Source organism: Acidovorax temperans, assembly GCF_028596105.1.
Taxonomy (GTDB): Bacteria; Pseudomonadota; Gammaproteobacteria; order Burkholderiales; family Burkholderiaceae_C; genus Acidovorax; species Acidovorax temperans.
The window spans coordinates 2473572-2493747 of the sequence record NZ_CP117193.1 but is presented as its reverse complement, the minus strand read 5'-3'; the positions used below and the strand labels follow the sequence as shown (position 1 = coordinate 2493747).

The 20176-nt window shown below is 62.9% G+C and carries 18 protein-coding genes and 2 pseudogenes; 4 read left to right on the top strand and 16 right to left on the bottom strand.

Annotated elements, in window-relative coordinates; all coding sequences use genetic code 11:
- Positions 1-22: 22 nt before the first annotated feature.
- The 15 genes from PQV96_RS11790 to PQV96_RS11720 all read right to left on the bottom strand — a co-directional run bounded on the left by PQV96_RS11790 (position 23) and on the right by PQV96_RS11720 (position 16311).
- Positions 23-1174 (bottom strand): S1C family serine protease, encoded by a 1152-nt coding sequence (locus PQV96_RS11790; protein WP_273623044.1) that lies wholly within the window; start codon positions 1172-1174, stop codon positions 23-25.
- A gap of 24 nt (positions 1175-1198) precedes the next feature.
- Positions 1199-2164: a zinc metalloprotease HtpX gene (locus tag PQV96_RS11785; RefSeq protein ID WP_273623043.1), complete on the bottom strand. Its 966-nt coding sequence runs from the start codon at positions 2162-2164 to the stop codon at positions 1199-1201.
- A complete protein-coding gene (gene psiE-GI, locus PQV96_RS11780) occupies positions 2142-2639 on the bottom strand; it encodes a heat resistance protein PsiE-GI (protein WP_273623042.1) in 498 nt (165 codons plus the stop codon). The genes PQV96_RS11785 and psiE-GI overlap by 23 nt, the downstream gene beginning before the upstream one ends.
- Complete coding sequence (kefB-GI, locus tag PQV96_RS11775) at positions 2636-4351, bottom strand: heat resistance system K+/H+ antiporter KefB-GI (protein WP_273623041.1); 1716 nt, start codon at positions 4349-4351, stop codon at positions 2636-2638. The genes psiE-GI and kefB-GI overlap by 4 nt, the downstream gene beginning before the upstream one ends.
- A 3-nt stretch (positions 4352-4354) precedes the next feature.
- Positions 4355-4795: a heat resistance system thioredoxin Trx-GI gene (gene trx-GI, locus PQV96_RS11770; RefSeq protein ID WP_066695959.1), complete on the bottom strand. Its 441-nt coding sequence runs from the start codon at positions 4793-4795 to the stop codon at positions 4355-4357.
- Positions 4785-5930 (bottom strand): RNA polymerase sigma factor, encoded by a 1146-nt coding sequence (locus tag PQV96_RS11765; protein ID WP_273623040.1) that lies wholly within the window; start codon positions 5928-5930, stop codon positions 4785-4787. Before PQV96_RS11765 ends, trx-GI begins: the two co-directional genes overlap by 11 nt.
- A gap of 79 nt (positions 5931-6009) precedes the next feature.
- The gene (gene hdeD-GI, locus PQV96_RS11760) at positions 6010-6621 is read right to left on the bottom strand and encodes a heat resistance membrane protein HdeD-GI (protein ID WP_016451631.1); all 612 of its coding nucleotides are present in this window, start codon (positions 6619-6621) and stop codon (positions 6010-6012) included.
- A 96-nt stretch (positions 6622-6717) separates the two neighbouring features.
- Positions 6718-7605: a heat resistance protein YfdX2 gene (gene yfdX2, locus PQV96_RS11755; RefSeq protein ID WP_012761378.1), complete on the bottom strand. Its 888-nt coding sequence runs from the start codon at positions 7603-7605 to the stop codon at positions 6718-6720.
- 102 nt (positions 7606-7707) lie between these two features.
- Positions 7708-8622 (bottom strand): heat resistance protein YfdX1, encoded by a 915-nt coding sequence (yfdX1, locus tag PQV96_RS11750; protein WP_273623039.1) that lies wholly within the window; start codon positions 8620-8622, stop codon positions 7708-7710.
- Between the two features lie 22 nt (positions 8623-8644).
- Positions 8645-9103, bottom strand: coding sequence for a small heat shock protein sHSP20-GI (hsp20-GI, locus tag PQV96_RS11745; protein ID WP_033871660.1), 459 nt, complete (start codon positions 9101-9103; stop codon positions 8645-8647).
- A gap of 87 nt (positions 9104-9190) precedes the next feature.
- Positions 9191-11008: an ATP-dependent zinc metalloprotease FtsH gene (ftsH, locus tag PQV96_RS11740; RefSeq protein ID WP_273623038.1), complete on the bottom strand. Its 1818-nt coding sequence runs from the start codon at positions 11006-11008 to the stop codon at positions 9191-9193.
- Between the two features lie 27 nt (positions 11009-11035).
- Positions 11036-12466, bottom strand: coding sequence for a cardiolipin synthase (cls, locus tag PQV96_RS11735; RefSeq protein WP_273623037.1), 1431 nt, complete (start codon positions 12464-12466; stop codon positions 11036-11038).
- 16 nt (positions 12467-12482) lie between these two features.
- Positions 12483-15332: a heat shock survival AAA family ATPase ClpK gene (gene clpK / locus PQV96_RS11730; protein ID WP_273623036.1), complete on the bottom strand. Its 2850-nt coding sequence runs from the start codon at positions 15330-15332 to the stop codon at positions 12483-12485.
- Between the two features lie 92 nt (positions 15333-15424).
- The gene (locus tag PQV96_RS11725) at positions 15425-15994 is read right to left on the bottom strand and encodes an Hsp20/alpha crystallin family protein (protein ID WP_267178702.1); all 570 of its coding nucleotides are present in this window, start codon (positions 15992-15994) and stop codon (positions 15425-15427) included.
- Between the two features lie 35 nt (positions 15995-16029).
- A complete protein-coding gene (locus PQV96_RS11720) occupies positions 16030-16311 on the bottom strand; it encodes a helix-turn-helix domain-containing protein (RefSeq protein ID WP_012761384.1) in 282 nt (93 codons plus the stop codon).
- Positions 16312-16595: 284 nt separating this feature from the next.
- Here PQV96_RS11720 and PQV96_RS11715 point away from each other — a divergent pair.
- Positions 16596-16889: pseudogene (locus PQV96_RS11715) on the top strand (IS110 family transposase); the annotation flags it as partial.
- 121 nt (positions 16890-17010) lie between these two features.
- On the opposite strand, the pseudogene PQV96_RS11710 reads toward PQV96_RS11715, so the two are convergent.
- Positions 17011-17440 (bottom strand): annotated as a pseudogene (locus tag PQV96_RS11710) (transposase domain-containing protein); the annotation flags it as partial.
- Between the two features lie 139 nt (positions 17441-17579).
- On the opposite strand from PQV96_RS11710, the gene PQV96_RS11705 reads away from it, so the two are divergent.
- From PQV96_RS11705 to PQV96_RS11695, 3 genes are all read left to right on the top strand, one after another.
- Positions 17580-18488, top strand: a complete 909-nt coding sequence (locus tag PQV96_RS11705; protein ID WP_012761385.1) for a LysR family transcriptional regulator — start codon at positions 17580-17582, stop codon at positions 18486-18488.
- 539 nt (positions 18489-19027) lie between these two features.
- On the top strand, positions 19028-19786 hold the full coding sequence (locus PQV96_RS11700) for a hypothetical protein (protein WP_003454930.1): 759 nt from the start codon (positions 19028-19030) through the stop codon (positions 19784-19786).
- Between the two features lie 141 nt (positions 19787-19927).
- The gene (locus PQV96_RS11695; RefSeq protein ID WP_012761386.1) at positions 19928-20146 is read left to right on the top strand and encodes an AlpA family transcriptional regulator; all 219 of its coding nucleotides are present in this window, start codon (positions 19928-19930) and stop codon (positions 20144-20146) included.
- Positions 20147-20176: the final 30 nt, after the last annotated feature.

Here is a 20176-nt window from a genome sequence, read left to right as displayed (position 1 = left end):
CTGATCCACAGGTTCAGTTCAATCAATTCCCGGGTTGCAGCTCCACACGCACCTCGCGCGATTTGCCGGCCCGTTCCACTGACAAGACCACCACATCGCCGACCTTCCTGTCGTCTAGCCGCGCGAGCAGCTTGGCCACATCGTCCGTCGCCTTGCCATCAACACCGGTGATGCGGTCGCCGGGCACGATGCCTTGCGGCGTGACTTCGACACCCGCGAGCCCGGCCTTGTGCGCTGCCGAACCAGGGGTGACACGCAGCACGAACACGCCCTTGCTTCCCGTCAGTGCCAGCAGGCGCTGATTGAGCTGTTCGTCCACTTCAATGCCCAGCGCCGGACGGATGTACTTACCGGTCTTGATGAGTTGCGGGACTACGCGCATGACGGTGTCCACCGGCACGGCGAAACCAATCCCGGCCGAGGCGCCGGAGGGGCTATAGATCGCCGTGTTGATGCCGATGAGCCTTCCTGCCGAATCGAGCAGCGGCCCACCGGAGTTGCCAGGGTTGATGGCGGCGTCGGTCTGAACCAGGTGATCGATGGCCGGGCCGCCCGCTTCTCCGGGTAACGAGCGGTCGAGCGCGGAGACGATGCCGGTGGTGAGCGTCCAGTCCAGGCCGAAGGGGTTGCCGATAGCGAACACCTTCTGACCCACCTTGAGGTCGGCACTGGTGCCGACCGGCACGGCCGGCGGGCGCTTGAAACCGACGCCGATCTTGAGCACGGCGATGTCGTGCGCTGGGCTCGTCCCCACCAGTGCGGCCTGGTAGTCGCGGCCGTCGGCCAGTTTGACGGTGGCTTCGGACGCGCCCTGGATGACGTGGAAGTTAGTGACGACGTGGCCGGCGTCGTCCCAGATGAAGCCCGAGCCAGTGCCGCGCGGCACGGAGAAGACGTTGCGCGTCCAGACATCGCGTACCAATTGTGCGGTAGTGATGTAGACCACCGAGGCGCGCGATTTCTCGAACAGTTCGATGGTGGCTTTCTCGTCCGCCGCCAGATCGCCACGCGCCGTCACGGTGCGATCTGCCGCCTCGCGCGGACTGAACCAGGCCTCGATGGCGGGCAGGAACTGCCACAGCAGCATGAGCGCGGCAATGCAGGCGGTGATGAAGAGCCAGCGCCGGACGAAGTGGTCCGGCGCGGGACGTGGGTACGGGTCGGGGTAGGCCATGAGAAGTCTCCTGTTGATAGGCAATCAGCGCCACAGCCCGCTCGGGCGCCAGCGCGGTGGGCGCGGCGTCACAGCGGATTCCGGCAAGAAATGGGGCGCGTGGAGTGGCAACGCTGATGCTGGCCCAGGCGCCAACGTCAGTAGGCGTGAGATGCGTTCTTGCGTGGCCGGATGCGTGCGCAACCAGGAGGGTTCGGGATTGCCCCGTCCCGGCCACAACCAGGCACGCCATGAGCGGCTGACCCGCTCGATTTTCGGCAGCGCGGACGCCAGCCCCTGCGGGTCGCCAGTCAGTTCCGCAGCGAGGCGGTCAGCGTCGAACTCACGCACGCGAGACAAGCCGAGCTGTGCGAACAGGGCCAGCTGGGGCGATGCGGCCAATAACCATAAACCAGGCCAATAGACCTCCGCCGCGCCAACCAGCAGCGCGGGCAGGCTCAGCAGGATCGCGATCTGTCCCATAAGGGCCAGCAGGCTCGTGAGGCGACTGACGGAATCCGCCAGCCCCATGACGCGCAGATCCTCATTGGCGATGGGCGCGATCTCGTGCGCGAGCACACCCGCCAGCTCGCGTGGGCTCAGGCGGCGCAGCAGGCCATCGGTGAGGGCGATCGATGCCTCCTGCTTCGATCCGGTGGCGAAGGGGTTGACGACGACACTGGGCACGTAGTGCGGCACCGGCGTTGCGGGCAAACCGGCACGGGCGGACAGCTCGTGCAACAGGGGCCAAATTTCCGGGGCTTCGTGCGTGTGCAGCGCCCGGGCGCGGTATAGGCGCAAGGTCAAGGCGGATGCGGCTGCCGGTTCCAGCAGCAGCGTGCCTGCAACGGCAAACAGCGCGAGCCACAGGCCGCTTTTCCCGAACAGCAGGCTTCCTGCGGCGCCTGCGATCCCGACCAGGGTCAGGACCAACAGCCCGGTCTGCAGGCGGTTGAGCCAGCGGTGTTGCAACAGCGCCGTGCGCGGATCACTGGGATGATGACGGGTCATGCTCAGAGGTCGCGGCGGCGCGGTCGCCGCGCTCGCGCAGCAGCCAGTAGGTCGCACCCAGAGCCAGCGTGGCGCCTGCCAGCGCGGCTATCTTTGCGGGGCTCGCCTCGGGGTCGAGGATCACGAACTTGCGCGCCAGCGCGATCAGGCCGATGAGGATCACGGTCTTGACCTGGATGATGCTGTCCTGACGCAGCGCCACGCGCACGATGGAATGCTTGAACTCCATCGCGATCAAGAGCGTCATGATCATGCCGAACACTCTCTGGAATACCTTGTGATCCAGGGGATTGAAGACATCGAGAACCAGCAGCGTGAAGACGATGGAGATGACCTGGAACAGCGACACCACGATGATGATTGCAATCACCGCCGACAGCACGAGCGCGACGACCTGCTCGAAGCGCTCGTATAAACTCATGATGGCCCATTGGTCACGGAAGACCTGAAATGGGTTAAAGCGTGTTGATTTCATAACGATGAACTCCCCGGAAAACGGCTGCTGTCGAGACGGCGGCGCATTGCGCTGATGTGTCCTTCAATCAGCTCGGTCGACATGCCAAGCGTCGACATCACCTGTTCCGCCAGCCCAATAGCTGCGGCAAAGGATTGATGGTACACGCGCACGTTGGGCATGGCGCGAAATGCATCGGCCGCGGTCGTACTTCTGCATGACACCCACAAGGTCAGCGCCGGACGGCGCTCGGCAATCGCCTGGGCGATGCGCAACGCTTGCTGGGCATGGGCGAACGTGAGCACCACCAGACGCGCTTGCGCCAACCCGGCAGCCAGCAGGGTATCGGGCCGACTCGCATCGCCATGGAACACCGGCACGCCGGCGGCACGCTCGGCCTCGACCTTCTGCGCGTCCGCCTCCAGCAGCAGATGCGCCACGCCGGCGTGGCGAAGAATCTCGCTGACTGTCAGGCCAAGCTCGCCCGCGCCGCAGATGATGACGTGGTCTCGAAATCGCGCTGTCTGCGCGGTGATCTCAACTTCTTCAGCCTGGGGTGGCTGAATGACGCCGCCGGTGCGGCTCAAGAACCGGGCAAGTACATCGTGATGGCGGATCAGCAGCGGTGCCAAGGCCATGCTGAGCACCAGCGCGACCAGCATGGGTTGTACGACGGTCGCGGGAATCAGATGCTGCTGCAAGACCATGCCCAACAACAGCAGGGCGAACTCGCCGCCATGCCCCAACGCTATGCCCGTGCGCCAGGCATCGAGGGCGGACAGGCGCGTCGCCCGCAAGGCCAGGGTGTTGAGCCCGATCTTGACCGGTACCAGCACTGCCAGCCACGCGAACACCGCCAGTGGTGCCGAAAGAATCTGCGCTCCGTCCAACTGCAGGCCGATGGTCACGAAGAACACCCCCGACAACACATCGCGAAACGGTTTGAGGTGGCTTTCCATGTGGTGACGGAAGTCGCTCTCGCCCAGCACCATGCCGGCCAAAAACGCACCCAGGGCGGCGGATACGCCGACCGCGTGTGCAGCAGCGGCGGCAGCCACCACCACACACAAGGAAACCAGCACGAAGGATTCTTCGTGGCCCTGCCGCGCCACCCAGCCCAGCAGGCCATGCAACAGACGACGGGAGGCGAAGGCCGCTGCCGCAAACAACATCAGCACGCCCAACACTTCGAGCAGCACGCTCTCGATCTTCGGCGACTCGCCGCGCGCCCAGATCGCCAGCAGGGCCAGCAGGGGCACGCTGGCCAGGTCCTGAAAGACCAGCACGCCGATGGCGCTGCGGCCGTGGCGGGTGGTGAGCTCGCCTTGGTCGGCCAGCTGTCGGCTGACCAGCGCCGTGGACGACATGGCCGCCGCAGTGCCGAGCAGCGCAGCGCTCTGAGCTGGCTGCCCCAAACCCATCAGCATCAGGGTCAGAGGTGCGGCCACAACGACCATCTGCAAACTGCCAGCCACCAGTACGGTCTTGCGAGTGAGCCAAAAGTGCCCGAGGGAGAATTCCAGTCCGACCATGAACAGCAGCAGCGCCACTCCCAGCTCGGACAGAAAATCAAGCGCTTTTCCCGGCGCGATCACGCCGGTGACTGAGGGGCCCAGTAAGGCGCCGACGGCGAGGTAACCCAGCAAGGCGGGCACTCTGAGCGCAGCCGTCACCACAGCCGCCAGACTGCACGCCGCCAGCAGACTCAGCGTAACGCCCAGCAGGCCCTGCATCGGTCAGCGCCCAAGCTGTGCCGATACCCAGCGCACGATGTCCTGCACGCCCATGGCGCCGGCCTGACGGGCGATCTCACGTCCCCCCTGGAACAGGGCGAGCGTCGGAATGCTGCGGATGCCGAACTGCGCGGCCAGGTGGGGTTCTGCCTCGGTATTGACCTTGGCCAGCCTGACCCTGGGTTCGAGCTGGCGCGCCGCTTGCTGGAACTGCGGGGCCATCATCTTGCACGGCCCGCACCAAGGTGCCCAGAAATCGACCAACAGTGGCAGGTCGCTGCGCTCCACGTGGCGCGAGAACGTCGCCGTGGTCAACTCGATGGGTTCGCCCGTGAACAAGGGCTGCTGGCAGCGGCCGCAGTTGGGATGTTCCGATAGCTTCGCAGTCGGTACGCGGTTGATGGACTGGCAATGCGGACAGACGAGGTGAAGATCATTCTTCATGGTTCGCCTCCTTGGACCACAGTGAGGCTGCCGCGCTTCGGGTCACAGACAATGCCGACCAATCAACGCCTTGGAGCCAATCGTTCCCGTCTTTGCTTACTCCGGCCTCTTCCAAATGAGCAGCGATAAACGCTTCGGCCTGCATCAGCCACCTTTGGACAGTATCTTCCTTACTAGGAATCAGCAGGATTTCAGAGACGCTGCTGGCATCCAGCCCGTCCACACGGATAAGCAGAAAAATGCGCCGCCACAAACGCGGCATGTCCTTCAGCAGGTCGAATACAAAAGCGAACTCGCTCGACCAATCAACTAGCTCCTCCTGTTCCGCGATCGTTGCGGCATCGGGATGCTGACTGTCAGCGATGATATCGGCCAGCCTGAGTGTGTCATCGGGCTGATAAAATTCGAAGACTTCCTCTTCCACCATGGCCTCGGCGACGTCCTGGGCATCCGCTTCGACCGGCGCGTCCAGAGAAACGAATTCGCCAAATTGCCGGCTGTTTGCCACTTCGTGATCCAGGACGGCGAACAGATGCTTCAGAAGACCGATGTAAGCCGCTTTTTCTTCCGGCACGGATTGCCATCCAACCTCAGCTTGGACAATCGCTTCATCCACCACGTCGCGCAGCGTCGGATAATCGCGCGGTAAATCGCCGACGGCACGCAGATAAGCCAGCTCACGCCTTGCGACAGCTTCAAGTTTCGACAGTAGAGGCATTCGGGTCACTTTGGCCTCATGGGCGGCTGACGCGGGTTTTGCGGCAATTCGCACCTTGAGCTCGCGCAAGCGCTCGCGTCGTGCTTTGCGCTTGATTTGGTCCTGAGCATGCAGCCGGTCAAAATGCTTCTTGGCCTGACGGAACAACGACTGTGCGAGCATCTGCGCGAGGGGCGTCAGCTCGTCATGTGATGCAGTAACGCTGACAATCTTTTTGCCGGGCAGGTGCATATAGCCACTGGCCAGAAATTGCCGCTTGGTCTTGTCGCGATCAAGGACGATTTGAAGTCGCACTGAATCTTTAGTGTGTTTGTCGAGCAATGGCTTGAGGGCGTGCTCGATCACATTTCCCAAAGCTCTCTGCCAAGGTTCATGAAACTCTTTGTCGATAGCTCGATAGCTATATTGCATCTGCATGTATGACTCCTTCGATGTCATTTCTATGGAGGCACGAACCGAAAATGCTCATATCCATAGAATTTAGTTTGACCCGCTCTTATCCCTGGCGCGTTTTGCGAAGACGCCAACTCAAGAACAAAAGCGTGACACCATAGACTGCCGCATAGAAGCCCAACAGCCAGCCTGCGGCCAGGAATGACTCGACCGGACGGGAAAAAAATATCCACAAGACGATAGCGCCAAGGACAATCGAGAGCAGTCCACTGAAGGCAAGCCAGATTTCACCCTTGATTTCTTGACGCAGCCGAACGGCGGCGGATATCTCCAGCACACCGGTGAAAATCGCCCAGAAGCCCACGCTAGCCCATAAAAAAGAAGCCAAGACTATCGTGGCGACCCAAGGAGCAACCAGGACGACGACGCCCGTAAGTATGCCGACAATGCCGCTGAACAGCAGCCAGCCCCAGCGCTCTTTTTTCTGGATATGGCGCACCGCTGCAACCAAGTTGAACGCGCCATTGACCAAGGAAAATGCGCCGAACATGATGGTCATGGCCAACAGAGCCGATTGTGGCATCCAGAACGCAAGGGCTGCAAAAATCAATGCCAAGACACCGCGCAGCACAAAAAGCCACCAATTTTGGCTCAGCGAACACAGTGCTTTGGTGGGGTCATCCGCATTGGAATTAGCGATGGTGTCTGTGTTCATGCAATATCTCCTAAAGATCTAATGGGGTGAAAAAGCAAACACTCCTGAGCCAAGAGAGGGGCGCGACGCGCCCCTCTTACGCCCTATCCAGCGGTTTCAGAACAACTTGGACAGCTTTGCCTTGATTTCATCGAGCCAGCCTTTTCCGCCGCCTCCCCCAGCCGTCTTTTGCTTGACTTTCTTGAGTTCAGCATACAGGGGCTCAAAGTCCTTCTTCTTTCCATAGCCCAGCAGTTCTGCCATTTCCAACTGCTGCCGCGCTTCGTTCAATAATGTCTCCAGGCGCTCATTGGACGCTTCGCTCCGCTGACCATCTTCTACCAAGGTCTCGGCGCGCTTCAGGAGCAGCTTGGCGCGCAGGGCGGGCAGCGGATGCACGCTGCGCGTCTCGACCAGCGTGCTGAGCGCTGCCTGCAGCGCGGCTTTGGCTTCTTCAATCTTGCCCTGATCGATCAGCGGCACGACTGACTTCACAGCTGCGGGATAGGACGCCAGAGGGATGTTGGCGACCGCGATCACGATTTCACTGGCCAGCAAAGCCAGCACGTGACGTGCCTGTTGCACCTCGCCATGTTTGAGGGCATCCAGCGCCTCGTTCGTCATCGCCTCAATGGTTTCCGTGTTGGCGAACAAGTCGTGCACGATGGTGCGCACATCAACGGGGGCCAGGGCGAGCGTGGGTTCGCGCGCGACGATCAGCTCCAGCTTTCCCGTCACTTCGGCCAGCGTTGCCAATGCGCGTGCAGCGTCCTTGCCGTCAAGTGCGGCCAGCGCTGATTTGGTCAGCGCCAAGGCCGAGACGGCCTCATCGAGGACTTGTTTACGTTTGTCTGCCGCCTGCGAGTCCGTTTCCTTCTGAACCTCAGGCTGTACCTCCGTGACGACTTCAGCCTTGGCCTCTGGACTGACAGGAAGGCTGCTTACCGCGGCCTGTTCGTTTATTTCTTTGTTCGTCGCATTGGGATTCGATGTTTGCTCATTCATGGTGATATGCCTCGTGTGAGTTAGTGAAAATAGGCGAATCTATTGGGGCTGACTGCGAACATCGCGAGACTGACCGACCGAACAGTCGGCCCCTTCATCACCTCAAAACAGCTTTTGGATGCGCGTCTTCAACTCGTCGAACCATCCCTTGCCGCTTTTGCCACCAGCCGACTTTTGCTCAATGGACTTCACCTGATCGAAGATGGGTTTGAAATCCGCCTTCTTGCCATAACCCAGGATCTGCGCCATCTCGATCTCCGTGCGCACGGACGACAGCAAGGTGCTGAGCTCCTCGTTCTGCTTGGCATCGCGCTTGTCGGTCTCGGCCAGCTTTTCAGCTTTTGCCATCGCGGCTTCAGCCCGTAGCACGGGCAGAGGAAAGGCGACCGAGGTCACCACCAGCGTGTTCAGTGCTCGGGCGAGTTCCGCCTTGGCGTCGTCGATCTTGCCGCTGTCGATGAGCCGTGCGGCCGACTTGATCGCTGCCGGGTACGTTGCCATCGGCAGGTTGTCGGTTTCGATCACGATTTCGCTGGCCAGATTGGCGACGATGGGCCGGGCCTTTTGCAGCTCGCCATCACCCAACAACTCCCGAGACAACTTGACCGCTTTCTTCACCGATTCCACGTTGGCGTGGATATCGTGGGTGATGACGCGTACATCGACCGGCGCCAAAGCAAGTTTGGCGTCGCGTGCCAATACCAGTTCCAGCTTTCCGCTGGCCAGTTCCAGCGCAGCGAGCGCCTCCTTGGTCTTCTTTGCATCAAGGAGTGTCAAAGCCTCCTGGGTCTTGGTGAGCGCCGTGATGGCGTCCTGAGTGAGCTCAGCACGCTTTTTTTCGGCTTCCCGGGCGGCCTTGTCATCTACCTGTGGCTGCGCCGCCTTGGAAGCGGCAGAGGGTGCTGCAGCACCTGGGCTAGAACCTGCCGCCGATTGGGCCTGAGCCGGTCCGCTCAGTCCGACGACGACCGCCAGGGCAAGTGCGGAGAAGGTGTATTGTGGCTGTTTGATATTCATGATCTTGGGCTCCTAATTAAAGTTAGTTGACTGAGATTTCAATCTGTTTCGGTTTGGCTTGCTCGGCCTTGACAAGCCGCACTTCCAGCACGCCGTCTTTCATGGAAGCCGTCACCTTGGTCGGATCAACGTTGTCAGGCAAGACAAAGCTGCGCACAAAGCGGCCATACGCACGTTCGATGCGGTGGAACTTCTTGCCCTGCTCCTCTTTTTCCAGTTTGCGCTCGCCGCTGATGGTGAGCACGCCGTTTTCCGCGCTGACGCGCACGGCATCCTTGGGGACCTCCGGCAGATCCAGCTTGAGGAGGAATGCGTTCTCATCCTCGCTGATGTCCACCATTGGTGCCCAGTCCGCCGTGGTCATGGCTTCGTTGCCGGTACGGGCGCCCTGTCGCTGGGGTGTCCCTCCCAACATCGTCGCCAGGCGGTTTTGCAATTCTTCCAGTTCCCGGAAGGGGTCCCACGGAGTCAATGCAGACATATCGGTTCTCCTTGAACAATGCCGGCGACTTGGATGACGCACCGAACAGAGCCGCCGGCTTACTCTGAATGGCACCTACTACTGTTTTCAGTTCCGAACAAGTCCTTGAGTCAATTGACGGATATCGCTTTCGTCGAGCGTTTCCCGCGCCAGCAGTTCGCGCGCACAACGCTCCAGCACCGCGCGGTTGGTGTCGAGGATCCGGTAGGCGCGCTCGAACACGCCCATCACGATGTCGCGGATGGCCTGATCGATGCGCGCCTGGGTCGATTCGGCCACCCGGCAGCCGCCTTGGGCCAGTTCCGGTGTATCGAGAAAGCGGGGCCGCTGCGCCTCGAAGGCGATGTAGCCCAGTCCTTCGTCCATGCCAAAGCGGGTGATCATGTCGCGGGCAATGTCGGTGGCCCGTGCGAGGTCATCGGCAGCCCCGGTGGACAGCTCGCCGAACACGAGCTTCTCGGCCGCACGACCGCCCAGCAGCACGGCGATCTTGTGCTCCAGGTCGGCACGTGTCATCAGAAATCGGTCTTCGGTGGGCCGCTGCAGGGTGTAGCCGAGTGCACCGATGCCACGCGGAACGATTGAAATCTTGTGTACCGGATCGGTGCCGGGCAGCGCCAGCGCCACCAGCGCATGCCCCATCTCGTGATAGGCCACGGTTTCCCGCTCCTTGGGATTGAGCACTCGGTTCTTCTTCTCCAGGCCCGCCACGATGCGCTCGATGGCGGCGGTGAAATCCTGCAACTCCACGGCGGACGCTTTGCGCCGGGTCGCGGCCAGCGCGGCCTCGTTGACCAGGTTCGCGAGGTCTGCACCCGAAAAGCCCGTGGTCAGCGCAGCCACCTGTTCGAGATCGATATCCTGAGCCAGCGTCACCTTCTTGACGTGGACTTTCAGGATGTCCAGCCGTCCCTTCTTGTCGGGCCGGTCCACCAGCACCTGACGGTCGAAGCGACCGGCGCGCAGCAGCGCCTGGTCGAGGATTTCGGGGCGGTTGGTGGCGGCGAGGATGATCAGCCCGACCGAGCTGTCGAAGCCGTCCATCTCCGTGAGCAGCTGGTTGAGGGTCTGCTCGCGCTCGTCGTGGCCGCCGATGGGGCCGCCGACGCCGCGCGCGCGGCCCAGCGCATCGAGCTCGTCGATGAAGATGATGGCCGGCGCCTGCCCGCGGGCCTGCTCGAACAGGTCGCGCACGCGCGCTGCACCCACGCCGACGAACATCTCGACGAACTCCGAGCCTGAGATGGAAAAGAACGGTACCCCGGCCTCGCCCGCCACGGCCTTGGCCAGCAGGGTCTTGCCCGTGCCGGGCGGGCCAACCAGCAACACACCTTTCGGGATGCGCGCCCCGAGCCGTCCATACTCCTGCGGATTCTTGAGGAAATCGACGATCTCAACCAACTCCGCCTTGGCTTCATCGACGCCAGCGACATCGGCAAAGGTCACGCCAGTGTTCTTCTCCATGAACACCTTGGCGCGGCTCTTGCCGATGCTCAGGAAGCCACCCATGCCCTGCTTCTCGGCGAAGCGGCGGAACAGGAAGAACCAGACGCCGAAGAAGGCCACCGCCGGCAGAATCCAGGAGAGCACATCACGTAGCCAGGTGCTTTCCACCACCCGCGCATAGGGCACGTCGTACTTGGACAGCCGCTCGGCCAGGTCGGGTTCGACACGGGTGGCCACGATGGTGGTCTTGCCCCGGCTGTCCGGCGATTTCAGGCGCCCGGTGACGGTGCGGTCCGACACCAGCACTTCGGCGACGCGCCCCTCGGCCAGCGCCTTCTCGAATTCGCTGTAGGGCACGGGCTCGACGGTCTTGGCCGCCTGCCAGTAGTTCTGCAGCGTCAGCAGCAACAGGCCGGCGACGATCCAGTAGCCAATGTTCCATTGATCTTTCTTTTCCATGGGCAATGTTCCTCGCAAGTCGTGTCGCTAGAGAATGGGGGTGAACAGACGGGCCACCCCGTCGCGCAAGCGGATGGCCAGCGGGCGGGCGCGCAACGCCTTCGCCGATATCTCGCCCGACGCATCACGAGCGGCATCAAAAAGGGATTCCAGCCGCGTAGACAGCGCGGTGTCGTACACCTCCACATTGAACTCGAAGTTGAGGCGCAGGCTGCGCGCATCCCAATTGGCCGAACCCAGGCAGCACCACTGGCCGTCTATCAGCATCAGCTTGCTGTGGTCGAACGGGCCAGGCCGTTCGAAGATGCGTACACCGTGCTCCAGCACCTGCCAGTAGTGGGCGCGCGCGGCCCATTGCACCGTGGGATGGTCGCCGTTTGCGGGCGTCAGCACCTCGACGCGCACGCCGCGCAACGCGGCCGTGCTCAGCGCCGCGATCATCGGCTGATCGGGCACGAAGTAAGGTGTCCAGATGCGCACCGAATGCTTCGCCGCGCTCAAAGCGCCCATGAAGGTCCAGCGCATCCTGTCCAGGGCCTCATCGGGACCGGCCTCGATGCCGCGCGCCCAAGAGGTTCCTTGCTCATCAGCCGTTGCGGGCGGTTCGCCCCAGAAACCCTTGCTGAGCCGCTCGCCCGTGGTATCGCACCAATCATCGGTGAAGCACCGCATCAGATGCGCAACCACCGGCCCGCTCAGACGAAAGTGCAAATCGTGACAGGCCTGGCCCGGCGCATCGGGCCGCCAATACGGACCGAAGATGTTCATGCCGCCGGTGAAACCCGTCTCGCCATCGATCACCAGCAGCTTGCGGTGATTGCGCAGATGCGCGGCATGCAGGCGCGCGGGAATCAACGTCGGGTTGAACGTCGCCGCCGGAACGCCGGCGCGCTGCAAGGCGCGGTAGGCGCTGCGGGGCGTCCAGCGGGCATACACGTCGTCGATCAGCACCCGCACTTGCACGCCGCGCTCATGAGCCCGGCGCAGCGCATCGACGAACTGCGCCCCGATGCCTTGGCTGTCGAAGATGTACGAAGCCAGCGCGACGCTGTGCCGCGCCGACTCGATGGCAGCGAGCATGGCCGGGTAGGCCTGCTCGCCATCGACAAGCGGCTCGATGCGGTTGCCGCTGGTCAGCGACTGGCCGGTGGCGCGTCCCACCAGGTGCGCCAGACCGGCAAGCGGCGGCGATACAGCCTCGGGCATGGTGGGCGAGAGGTCCTGCTGAACAGCAGGATCTGCCCCCGGGAAGAGCCGCCGCGCGCGCCGCTGGTAACGGTTGATGCCGAACAGCCCATACAGCAGCGAACCGCCCAGCGGCAACAAGGCGATCAGCAGTACCCACAGCGTGGCCGATCGAGGGTCACGCTTGTAGATGACCGCGTGCCCCGCCGTGGGGACAGCGACCGCCAGCGACACGAGGGTGGCTGCCCATGTCAGCCCGTTGGGGTCGGACACGACAGCCTCCCATCGCTCAAGATTCGCCGCCCGCCGGCTTCTTCTTGCGCGCAGGCTTGCTCTCGTCGCTAGGCGGCGTCTCGGCCACGTTCGCGGCATCGGGCTTTTCAGGCTCGACCGGCTTCACTGGTGGCTCCTTACGCTCGAAAACCACCCGCTCGGCCTTGTCATCCCAGCGAGCGCTGGCGTGATCGCCCTTGCCGATACTGCCACCCAGCATCTCGCGCGCCAGCGCGGTCTCCAGCTCGCTGCGAATCAGCCGCTTGAGCTCACGCGCGCCGAACTCGGGCTTGTAGCCTTCCTCCGCGAAGTGATCGATCAAGGTCTGATCGAAGGTCAGCGTCACGCCTTGGCTGGCGGCGTTGCGGGCCACACGATCGAGCTGCAGGCCGACGATATGGCGGATCTCTTCCTTGCCCAGCGCGTGGAAGACGATGATTTCGTCGATGCGGTTGAGGAACTCGGGGCGGAAGTGTCCGCGCAGCACGTCCATCACCTCGGCCTTGGTCTTCTCGTATTCCTCGCCGGCGGCGCCGCGGGCCTTCAGCCGACGCTGGATGATGTCCGAGCCCAAGTTCGAGGTGGCGATGATGATGGTATTGGTGAAATCCACCACCCGGCCCTTGCCGTCGGTGAGCCGCCCGTCATCGAATACCTGCAGCAGGATGTTGTAGACGTCGGGGTGCGCTTTTTCGATCTCATCGAGCAACAACACGCTGTAGGGTTTGCGCCGCACTTTCTCGGTGAGCTGCCCCCCCTCGTCATAGCCCACATAGCCCGGAGGCGCGCCCACCAGGCGTGCCACGGTATGGCGTTCACCGTACTCGGACATGTCGATGCGCAGCAGCGCACCTTCATCGCCATAGATCGACTCGGCCAGCGCCTTGGCGAGTTCGGTCTTGCCCACGCCGGTCGGTCCGAGGAACAGGAAAGTAGCAACCGGCTTGCTGCCCTCGCGCAGCCCCGCCCGCGACAACCGGACGGCATCGGCCACCGCGCGCACCGCTTCGTCCTGGCCCACCAGGCGCTCGTGCAGCCGCTGCTCCAGATGCAGCAGCTTCTCGCGTTCTTCCACCGTCAGCTCGTTGACCGGAATGCCGGTCAGGCGCGAGACGATCTGCGCGACATGCTCGGCTTTGACTTCGGCGCTGCCCGAGGCGCGCTCGCGTTCCCATTCCTCGACAAGCTTCTTGAGTTCAGTCTCCTTGGCCTCGATGCGCTTGCCCAGCTCGGCGGCCTTGTCGTACTGCTTGCGCGAGGCCATATAGTCCTGCTCACGCCGCAACTGGTGCAGTTCGGACTCCAGCTCCTGCACCGCCACCGGGCGGGCCGTGGCCGACAGCTTCACGCGTGCGGCAGCCTGGTCGAGCAGGTCGATGGCCTTGTCAGGCAAAAAGCGCGCGGTGATGTAGCGGTCCGACAACTCGGCGGCGGCGATGATCGCATCCTCGGTGATGCTGACCTTGTGGTGCGCCTCGAAGGTGTCGCGCAGGCCGCGCAGGATCATCATGGTCTGCGCCACGGTCGGCTCGGGCACCATCACCGGCTGGAAGCGGCGCTCCAGCGCAGCATCCTTTTCGATGTACTTCTGATACTCGTTGAGCGTGGTGGCGCCGATCAGGTTCAGTTCGCCGCGCGCCATCATCGGCTTGAACACGTTGGCCACGTCCAGCCCGCCTTCGCCGCCACCCTGGCCTGCACCGACGATGGTGTGCACTTCATCGATGAAGAGAATCATCTCGCCCTGGTGCTCGGTCACTTCCTTGAGCACCTTCTGCACGCGCTCCTCGAACTCGCCGCGGTACTTGGCGCCTGCCACCATGGCATTGATGTTGAGTTCCACCAGGCGCTTGTCGCGCAGCGTCTCGGGCACTTCGCCAGCGACCATCCGCTGCGCCAGCCCTTCGACGATGGCGGTCTTGCCGACGCCGGGCTCGCCGATCAGCACCGGGTTGTTCTTCTTGCGCCGGGCCAGCACTTCGATGGTCGTCTCGATCTCCTGCGCGCGGCCGATGACCGGATCGAGCTTGCCCTCGCGCGCCATCTTGGTGAGGTCGCGCGAATACTTGTCGAGTTCCGGCGTGTTGGTCGGCGTCTCGGCGCGGCCATCCTCGGCCCCTTTGCCGACCACCTTGCTTACCTGCTGGCGCAGCGCTTGCGGCGTGAGGCCGTAACGGCGCAGCAGGTTGGCCGCCAAACCTTCGCCTTCCTCGGCGAGCCCGATCAGGAAATGCTCCGGCCCGACATAGGAGTGGCTGAGTTCGTTGGAGGCGACGAAAGCACGGCTGAGCGCGTCCTTGACCCGGGGCGACACGCCGATCTCGCCCTCGAACGGCTTGTCGCCACGCTTGGCTTCGGATTCGATCTGCCGCTTGAGGTCATCGACCTTGATCTTGAACTGCCCCAGGATGGTCTTGACCACGTCGCTGTCGGATAGCGCCAGCAGCAGATGTTCGGTATCCACCTCGGAGCGGCCAAATTCGGCAGCGTGTTTGGCGGCCTCCTGCAGCAGGGCTTCCGACTGTTCGCTGATACGGCTGGCGAGCCCACTGCCGCGCCGGCGCGTTGTACCCGTAGCAGCCGGGGCGGGTTCGCCGAACGAGGCATCGACCACCTCGTCGGTATCGGCCGCCATGGACGGCGAATCGTCACCGATGCGGAAGAAGTCGCTGCCGAGGAAGTCTTCGAACAAGCCGCTGCGCGAGCCAAACAAGGCTTCCAGCGGCGAGACGGTGCGCTTTTGCTGGCGCACCAGTTGGCGATAGTGATCGTCACACAACAGCATGGTGCTGTGGCGACCATTGAGATTGGCTTCCACCCGCACCGTGGCGGGCTGGCCGCAGACTTGGCATTGTTTTCTGGCCATACTGATGCTCCTGTAAAGATTGATCTGACGAGGCACCGCCGATCACGGCGCCTCATCCTTTTGTGGTTTTGAGAAAAGCGAGCCGACCAGCGTCAGCCGTTGATCGGGATCGAGCGGCCCTGCTTGGGCGCACTGGCCTCGCGCTTTTCCATCGTGATCGTGAGCACGCCGTTCTTGAAAGCGGCCTTGATCGTGTCCTGGTTGGCATCGGCCGGCAGGTTCAGAGCGCGCTGAAAGCTGCCGTAGGAGCGCTCCACCCGATGGAAACCGCCGTCTTTCGTTTCCTGCTCCTGACGCTTTTCACCGCGCACCAGCAGCACGTCGTTGTCGAGCGTGATCTGGATGTCTTTTTCCTCGATGCCGGGTACTTCCAGGGCGATCTTGTACTGCTTGTCGGTCTCCTGGATGTCCAGCGCCGGCTTCAGCATGCCCGGCCAGTCCGACGGCCAGCGTGGCATGGCCAGCGTCGGGAAACCGAAGCCTCGAAACGCGTCGTCGAACAGGCGGTCGATCTCGCGATGCAATTGCAGGATGGGACTGACGGGCCCACCCGCCACCGGCAGGTCATTGCGCTGCACCGGGAGCGAGGCAGTGCTCTGTTGTTCTTCCTGCTCCTTCTTGAACCAGTTCCAGGGAGCCAATTTCTTGAAATCAATGTCCATGTCACACCTCCAGAAGAAAAATTGAAGACTCTCGCTCACTCCGTTTGCCTGCGGCGACGGACAGCGCGCCCAGACGACACGGAGTGTTCCGCTGACTTTGGCTGCTCATCTGTGCGTATCACCTCCTTCTTTCTGCCTGCTTGGATCTGATCATTGATCCATCGATCGATTTCACTTTGACGAAACCGCCACGTCCCGCCGACCTTGAAGGCCGGAATCTCCCCGTGCGAGGCGAGCCGGTAAAGCGTCCGCTTGCCGACTTTCAAGTAGGCAGCCAACTCGTCGAGTGTGAAGATCGCCTGCTGGCGCGCTGTCATACCACCCCCACAAGTTCCGTCGTCACGCGGCCTCGCCTGAGGAAGTTCTTGCAAGACTTTGCAAGATATTGCGCCTAACATGCCGAAAGTCAAGAGTCAACATCCAGCGATCTGCTGGCCGATTGATGTGACTCAATCGTAAGCAGCCAGGAAACAAATGTTGGCTGCCACCGCGATGGTGCTCCCCAAGTCATCAATCTGCAGCCATGTGAAAGGGGAAGTCCATGAACGAGATTGCCCGAGTCGGGGTGGATCTGGCCAAGCGGGTTATCTAGGTGCATGCGGTGGATGCGCGCGTGGTGGTTGCCAAGGCGCTGGCCGCTGACAAGTTTGCGGCCTGGTGCGCGGAGCTGCCTCCCGGCTGCCTGGTGGCCCTGGAGGCCTGCGGCGGTGCGCATCACTGGGCACGCAAGCTGCGCGGCTATGGGCTGGATGCGCGGCTGATTGCAGGCCACTTCGTCACGCCCTACCGCATGGCCGGCAAGGGACGCAAGAACGGTGCGGCCGATGCCGCAGCGATCTGCGAGGCGGCAACCCGCCCGCACATGCGCTTCGTGCCGGTGAAGCCGCCGGCGCAGACGCTGCTGGCCAGCCATCAGCTACGCAAACCTCCCGATTCACTCACGCAGCTTATTCCTGCTTGCCTAGGGACGACCATGTAAGCGGCAGATGGTCGGAGTCCTTTGCGACCAGCACCTACGCGAGCAGCCCGGAGGTGGGGATGCCCTTGGCGATGATCTCCGCCGGGACCGGCGCCTGGGTCAGCGTTCGGCACCTATGCGCAGGTCCACTTGCCGCGGATGTGGCACTCGACCGTGAACACGCCCGGCGTGTAGTCCAGCTTCTCGCTGATGCGCTTGAGCGCACAGCCGCACGCGCAGCGGGTGTTCTCGGGCTCGTGGTGGCAGTCCACGCGCGGCAGGTCCGCCGGCAAGGCGGTGCGCTTAGGCATCGCGCCAGGCGTAGCCGGCGGCTTCTTCTTGCCCAGCAGTTCCTAGAGCTGCGCCTCAGCCGCGGCAAGGTCGGCGTCCAGAGCCTCGTCGAACAGCGCGCGTTGTTCGGCATCGAGCTGCTCGCTCTTCTTGCCGAACTTCAGGCGTCGCAGCTGGGCGATCTCGAACGAGAGCTTCGCCGTAGGCGCTGACATGGGCGAAAAGCATCCGAGCATCACCCCCCAGGATGGCTCTCATCTCGATACAGAGGTGAATCCTCCGCACTATTCGGCTCCCTACGATGATATGGACTGATCACATCGGTAGGGAGAAAGCATGAACTTACGCCATCTTCGCTGCTTCATCGCCGTAGCCGAGGAACTGCACTTCGGCCGGGCTGCTCGACGGCTGCACATCGAACAGTCTCCACTGTCGCGCACGATCCGCCAGATGGAGGCGGATTTAGGGGTGCCGCTGCTCAACCGCTTGCCACGCAGTGTTCGTCTCACACCGGCGGGACAGGTCTTCCTCGAAGAAGCCCGGCGCGTACTGCTGGCCTTCGAGCAAGCGCAGACCAAGGCACGCGCCGCAGCGAACCAGCGGAACACGCTGCGCATCGCACTATCTGGTGACATGGGGCAGGCCCGCTTGTCGGCGTTGCTTGCGCTTTGCCGCGAGGAGGCACCACAGGTCGGCATTCGGATATTTGAAACGCCACTGGCGCAGTTGGTGACTGGACTGCGCAACGACTTGTATGACGCAGGTTTTGCATTGGCTGGTGAAATGGACGCCGGCATCGTCGCCATGCCGGTGTGGCGAGACCCGCTGGTGGTGGCTTTGCCCGCCAGGCATCCGCTGCTGGCTTTCAAGGAAGTGCCGCTGGAGGAAGTGGCGAGCTATCCGCTGGTGCTGTGCGATCCCCAGGTCTGCGAAGGTTGCAGCCGGCAGCGCGAACGGCTGCTCCGCACGGTGGATGCGCAGCCGACGGTAGCCGAGTACGTCAAGACCCATTCCCTGATGCTGGCCCTCGTGGCCGCCGGCTACGGCGTGGGCTTTTCGAGCGCGGCGCATCTGGCGGGTTGCCATCAGGCCGATGTCGTCGTGCGGCCGCTGGCCGACGAGACCGCTTCGCTGACGACCTATCTACTGCGACCCGAAGGCGAAATCATGGAGCCGCTGCGGCAGTTCATCGACCGCGTGGAGCGTGTCGGACGCCCGCAAGGCACCGATCAACGCCCGATGTGACGCGGGGATTTTGGACGGTACGATTCCCTTTCGGTCTGGACCTTGACCCGCATTGCATCGGCGGCCGACCTTTTGCGTCACGGGCATGGATGGCGAATCGGGCCTATCCACCCGGCATCAAGCAAGGCACCTTCAAGCTGTCGAGGTCACAGCAGTGACGCAGAACGCATGAGCCCTTGCTGGATGCAAACCGGCTCAGCCGGAAGTCGCATTGGCGCTTTACCCCGCCCGTATTCCTACGAAAACTTTGCCCTGGTTTTCCGGTAAAGCGCGGCATCCCTTCCTGATCGAACTTGGATGCGCGGCTTTTCAGACCGTTGCGCCGGTAACAAGATTTTTCGCAGGTGCATTATGGTTGAGGCGTGGCGGGCACCGCAAGGAGGTTTGCCCCCTGCGTAACGCTCGGCGACATCGCCGCACCCAACGTCCACCACGATGCCGACCGGCTCGCGCTTCATCGGGTTCTTTGGGCAATCGCTGCGCCCATGTGGGCCGCGCGCGCTTGCCATGTGTCGATCCGACGATGGGAAGAGCGCGATATGCCGAAATCGAGCAGCCACGCCTTTGGCGCAAAGACGTACTACCGACCGATCGAGGCGGCCGTCCGCTGGTGCGGTCTCCTGCGCTTCGAGCAGCGTATTCTGGAAGCGCTGGAGCAGCGTGCCATGCCGGAGCCCGGCGAATTCCCGCGCTGGCCGCTGCTGCGCCTGTATGCCGAGCGCATCTTCGACGCGCTGACGCATGGCGAATTGCCCGGTGGCAAGGCCGGCATCGTGCTGGACTCGCAGCGGCCGGCGCTCGACGACCCCGAGTTGACCGTGCGCCACGTGGACTTGAAAGCGTGGATGTCGCAGTTCTACCCCGGCGATCGGCCGGGGTTTTTGTTTGACGGCATCGAACGCGCGGTGCATCCGGCGGTGAGCGTGGACACGCTCAACATTCTGCTGGCCGATCGCGAAGCAGCGAAGTCGCAACTTGCCGAACTTGCCCTGGTGCATGAAACGCTGCGCACCGCGCACGAAGCACTGGCGAAGGAACATGCCACGCGCGCGGCCAACGACGAACAGGCGCGCGAGCCTGGCCTGCGCAGCGAGACGACTTACCTCAACATCATCGGCGGACTGCTGACGCTGCTGCTGGGCAATTCGCCGTCAGGCGCGGCCTATTCGTCGTTCCGCAGCATGGATGCCGTGGTCAGCGCGCTGATCGCACACCATGAGGGGCGGCCGGGTCTCAGCGAGCGGACGCTGTGGAGCAAGCTCGCGCAGGCGCGGCGCCACCTGGAGGCGTCGCGCTGACGACGCGGCCAGCATGATGCCGATGCGGCGCACTGCAATTGCAGTCGCGGCTTCTGCAATTGCAGTGATTTCGGCGACCGCGGTGTATTGAATACGAGGCACTTTCCGAACAGCGCCAGTGAGCGTCAAGGAGTGTCTCTCATGTCTTCGCAGATCACCGCGCCGGCCGCGCAGACCGAGCATCGCATCCTGCGCCGCGCCGAAGTCGAGGCCAAGACCGGCTTCAAGCGCGCGCATATCTACAGCCTGATGAAGGAAGGCAAGTTTCCCAAGGCGCTGCGCCTGGGCGTGCGCGCCGTGGGCTGGGACTCGATGGAGGTCGAGCAGTGGATTGCCGATCGCCTCAACGAGCGCGCCTGACGCTTTTCCTCGGTACATGCCATTCAACCG

Excerpts from the sequence above, each read along its gene's own strand:
- PQV96_RS11790 (WP_273623044.1), bottom strand. The coding sequence starts at position 1,174 with ATGGCCTACCCCGACCCGTACCCACGTCCCGCGCCGGACCACTTCGTC.
- PQV96_RS11785 (WP_273623043.1), bottom strand. The coding sequence starts at position 2,164 with ATGACCCGTCATCATCCCAGTGATCCGCGCACGGCGCTGTTGCAACAC.
- psiE-GI (WP_273623042.1), bottom strand. The coding sequence starts at position 2,639 with ATGAAATCAACACGCTTTAACCCATTTCAGGTCTTCCGTGACCAATGG.
- kefB-GI (WP_273623041.1), bottom strand. The coding sequence starts at position 4,351 with ATGCAGGGCCTGCTGGGCGTTACGCTGAGTCTGCTGGCGGCGTGCAGT.
- trx-GI (WP_066695959.1), bottom strand. The coding sequence starts at position 4,795 with ATGAAGAATGATCTTCACCTCGTCTGTCCGCATTGCCAGTCCATCAAC.
- PQV96_RS11765 (WP_273623040.1), bottom strand. The coding sequence starts at position 5,930 with ATGCAGATGCAATATAGCTATCGAGCTATCGACAAAGAGTTTCATGAA.
- hdeD-GI (WP_016451631.1), bottom strand. The coding sequence starts at position 6,621 with ATGAACACAGACACCATCGCTAATTCCAATGCGGATGACCCCACCAAA.
- yfdX2 (WP_012761378.1), bottom strand. The coding sequence starts at position 7,605 with ATGAATGAGCAAACATCGAATCCCAATGCGACGAACAAAGAAATAAAC.
- yfdX1 (WP_273623039.1), bottom strand. The coding sequence starts at position 8,622 with ATGAATATCAAACAGCCACAATACACCTTCTCCGCACTTGCCCTGGCG.
- hsp20-GI (WP_033871660.1), bottom strand. The coding sequence starts at position 9,103 with ATGTCTGCATTGACTCCGTGGGACCCCTTCCGGGAACTGGAAGAATTG.
- ftsH (WP_273623038.1), bottom strand. The coding sequence starts at position 11,008 with ATGGAAAAGAAAGATCAATGGAACATTGGCTACTGGATCGTCGCCGGC.
- clpK (WP_273623036.1), bottom strand. The coding sequence starts at position 15,332 with ATGGCCAGAAAACAATGCCAAGTCTGCGGCCAGCCCGCCACGGTGCGG.
- PQV96_RS11725 (WP_267178702.1), bottom strand. The coding sequence starts at position 15,994 with ATGGACATTGATTTCAAGAAATTGGCTCCCTGGAACTGGTTCAAGAAG.
- PQV96_RS11720 (WP_012761384.1), bottom strand. The coding sequence starts at position 16,311 with ATGACAGCGCGCCAGCAGGCGATCTTCACACTCGACGAGTTGGCTGCC.
- PQV96_RS11705 (WP_012761385.1), top strand. The coding sequence starts at position 17,580 with ATGAACTTACGCCATCTTCGCTGCTTCATCGCCGTAGCCGAGGAACTG.
- PQV96_RS11700 (WP_003454930.1), top strand. The coding sequence starts at position 19,028 with ATGCCGAAATCGAGCAGCCACGCCTTTGGCGCAAAGACGTACTACCGA.
- PQV96_RS11695 (WP_012761386.1), top strand. The coding sequence starts at position 19,928 with ATGTCTTCGCAGATCACCGCGCCGGCCGCGCAGACCGAGCATCGCATC.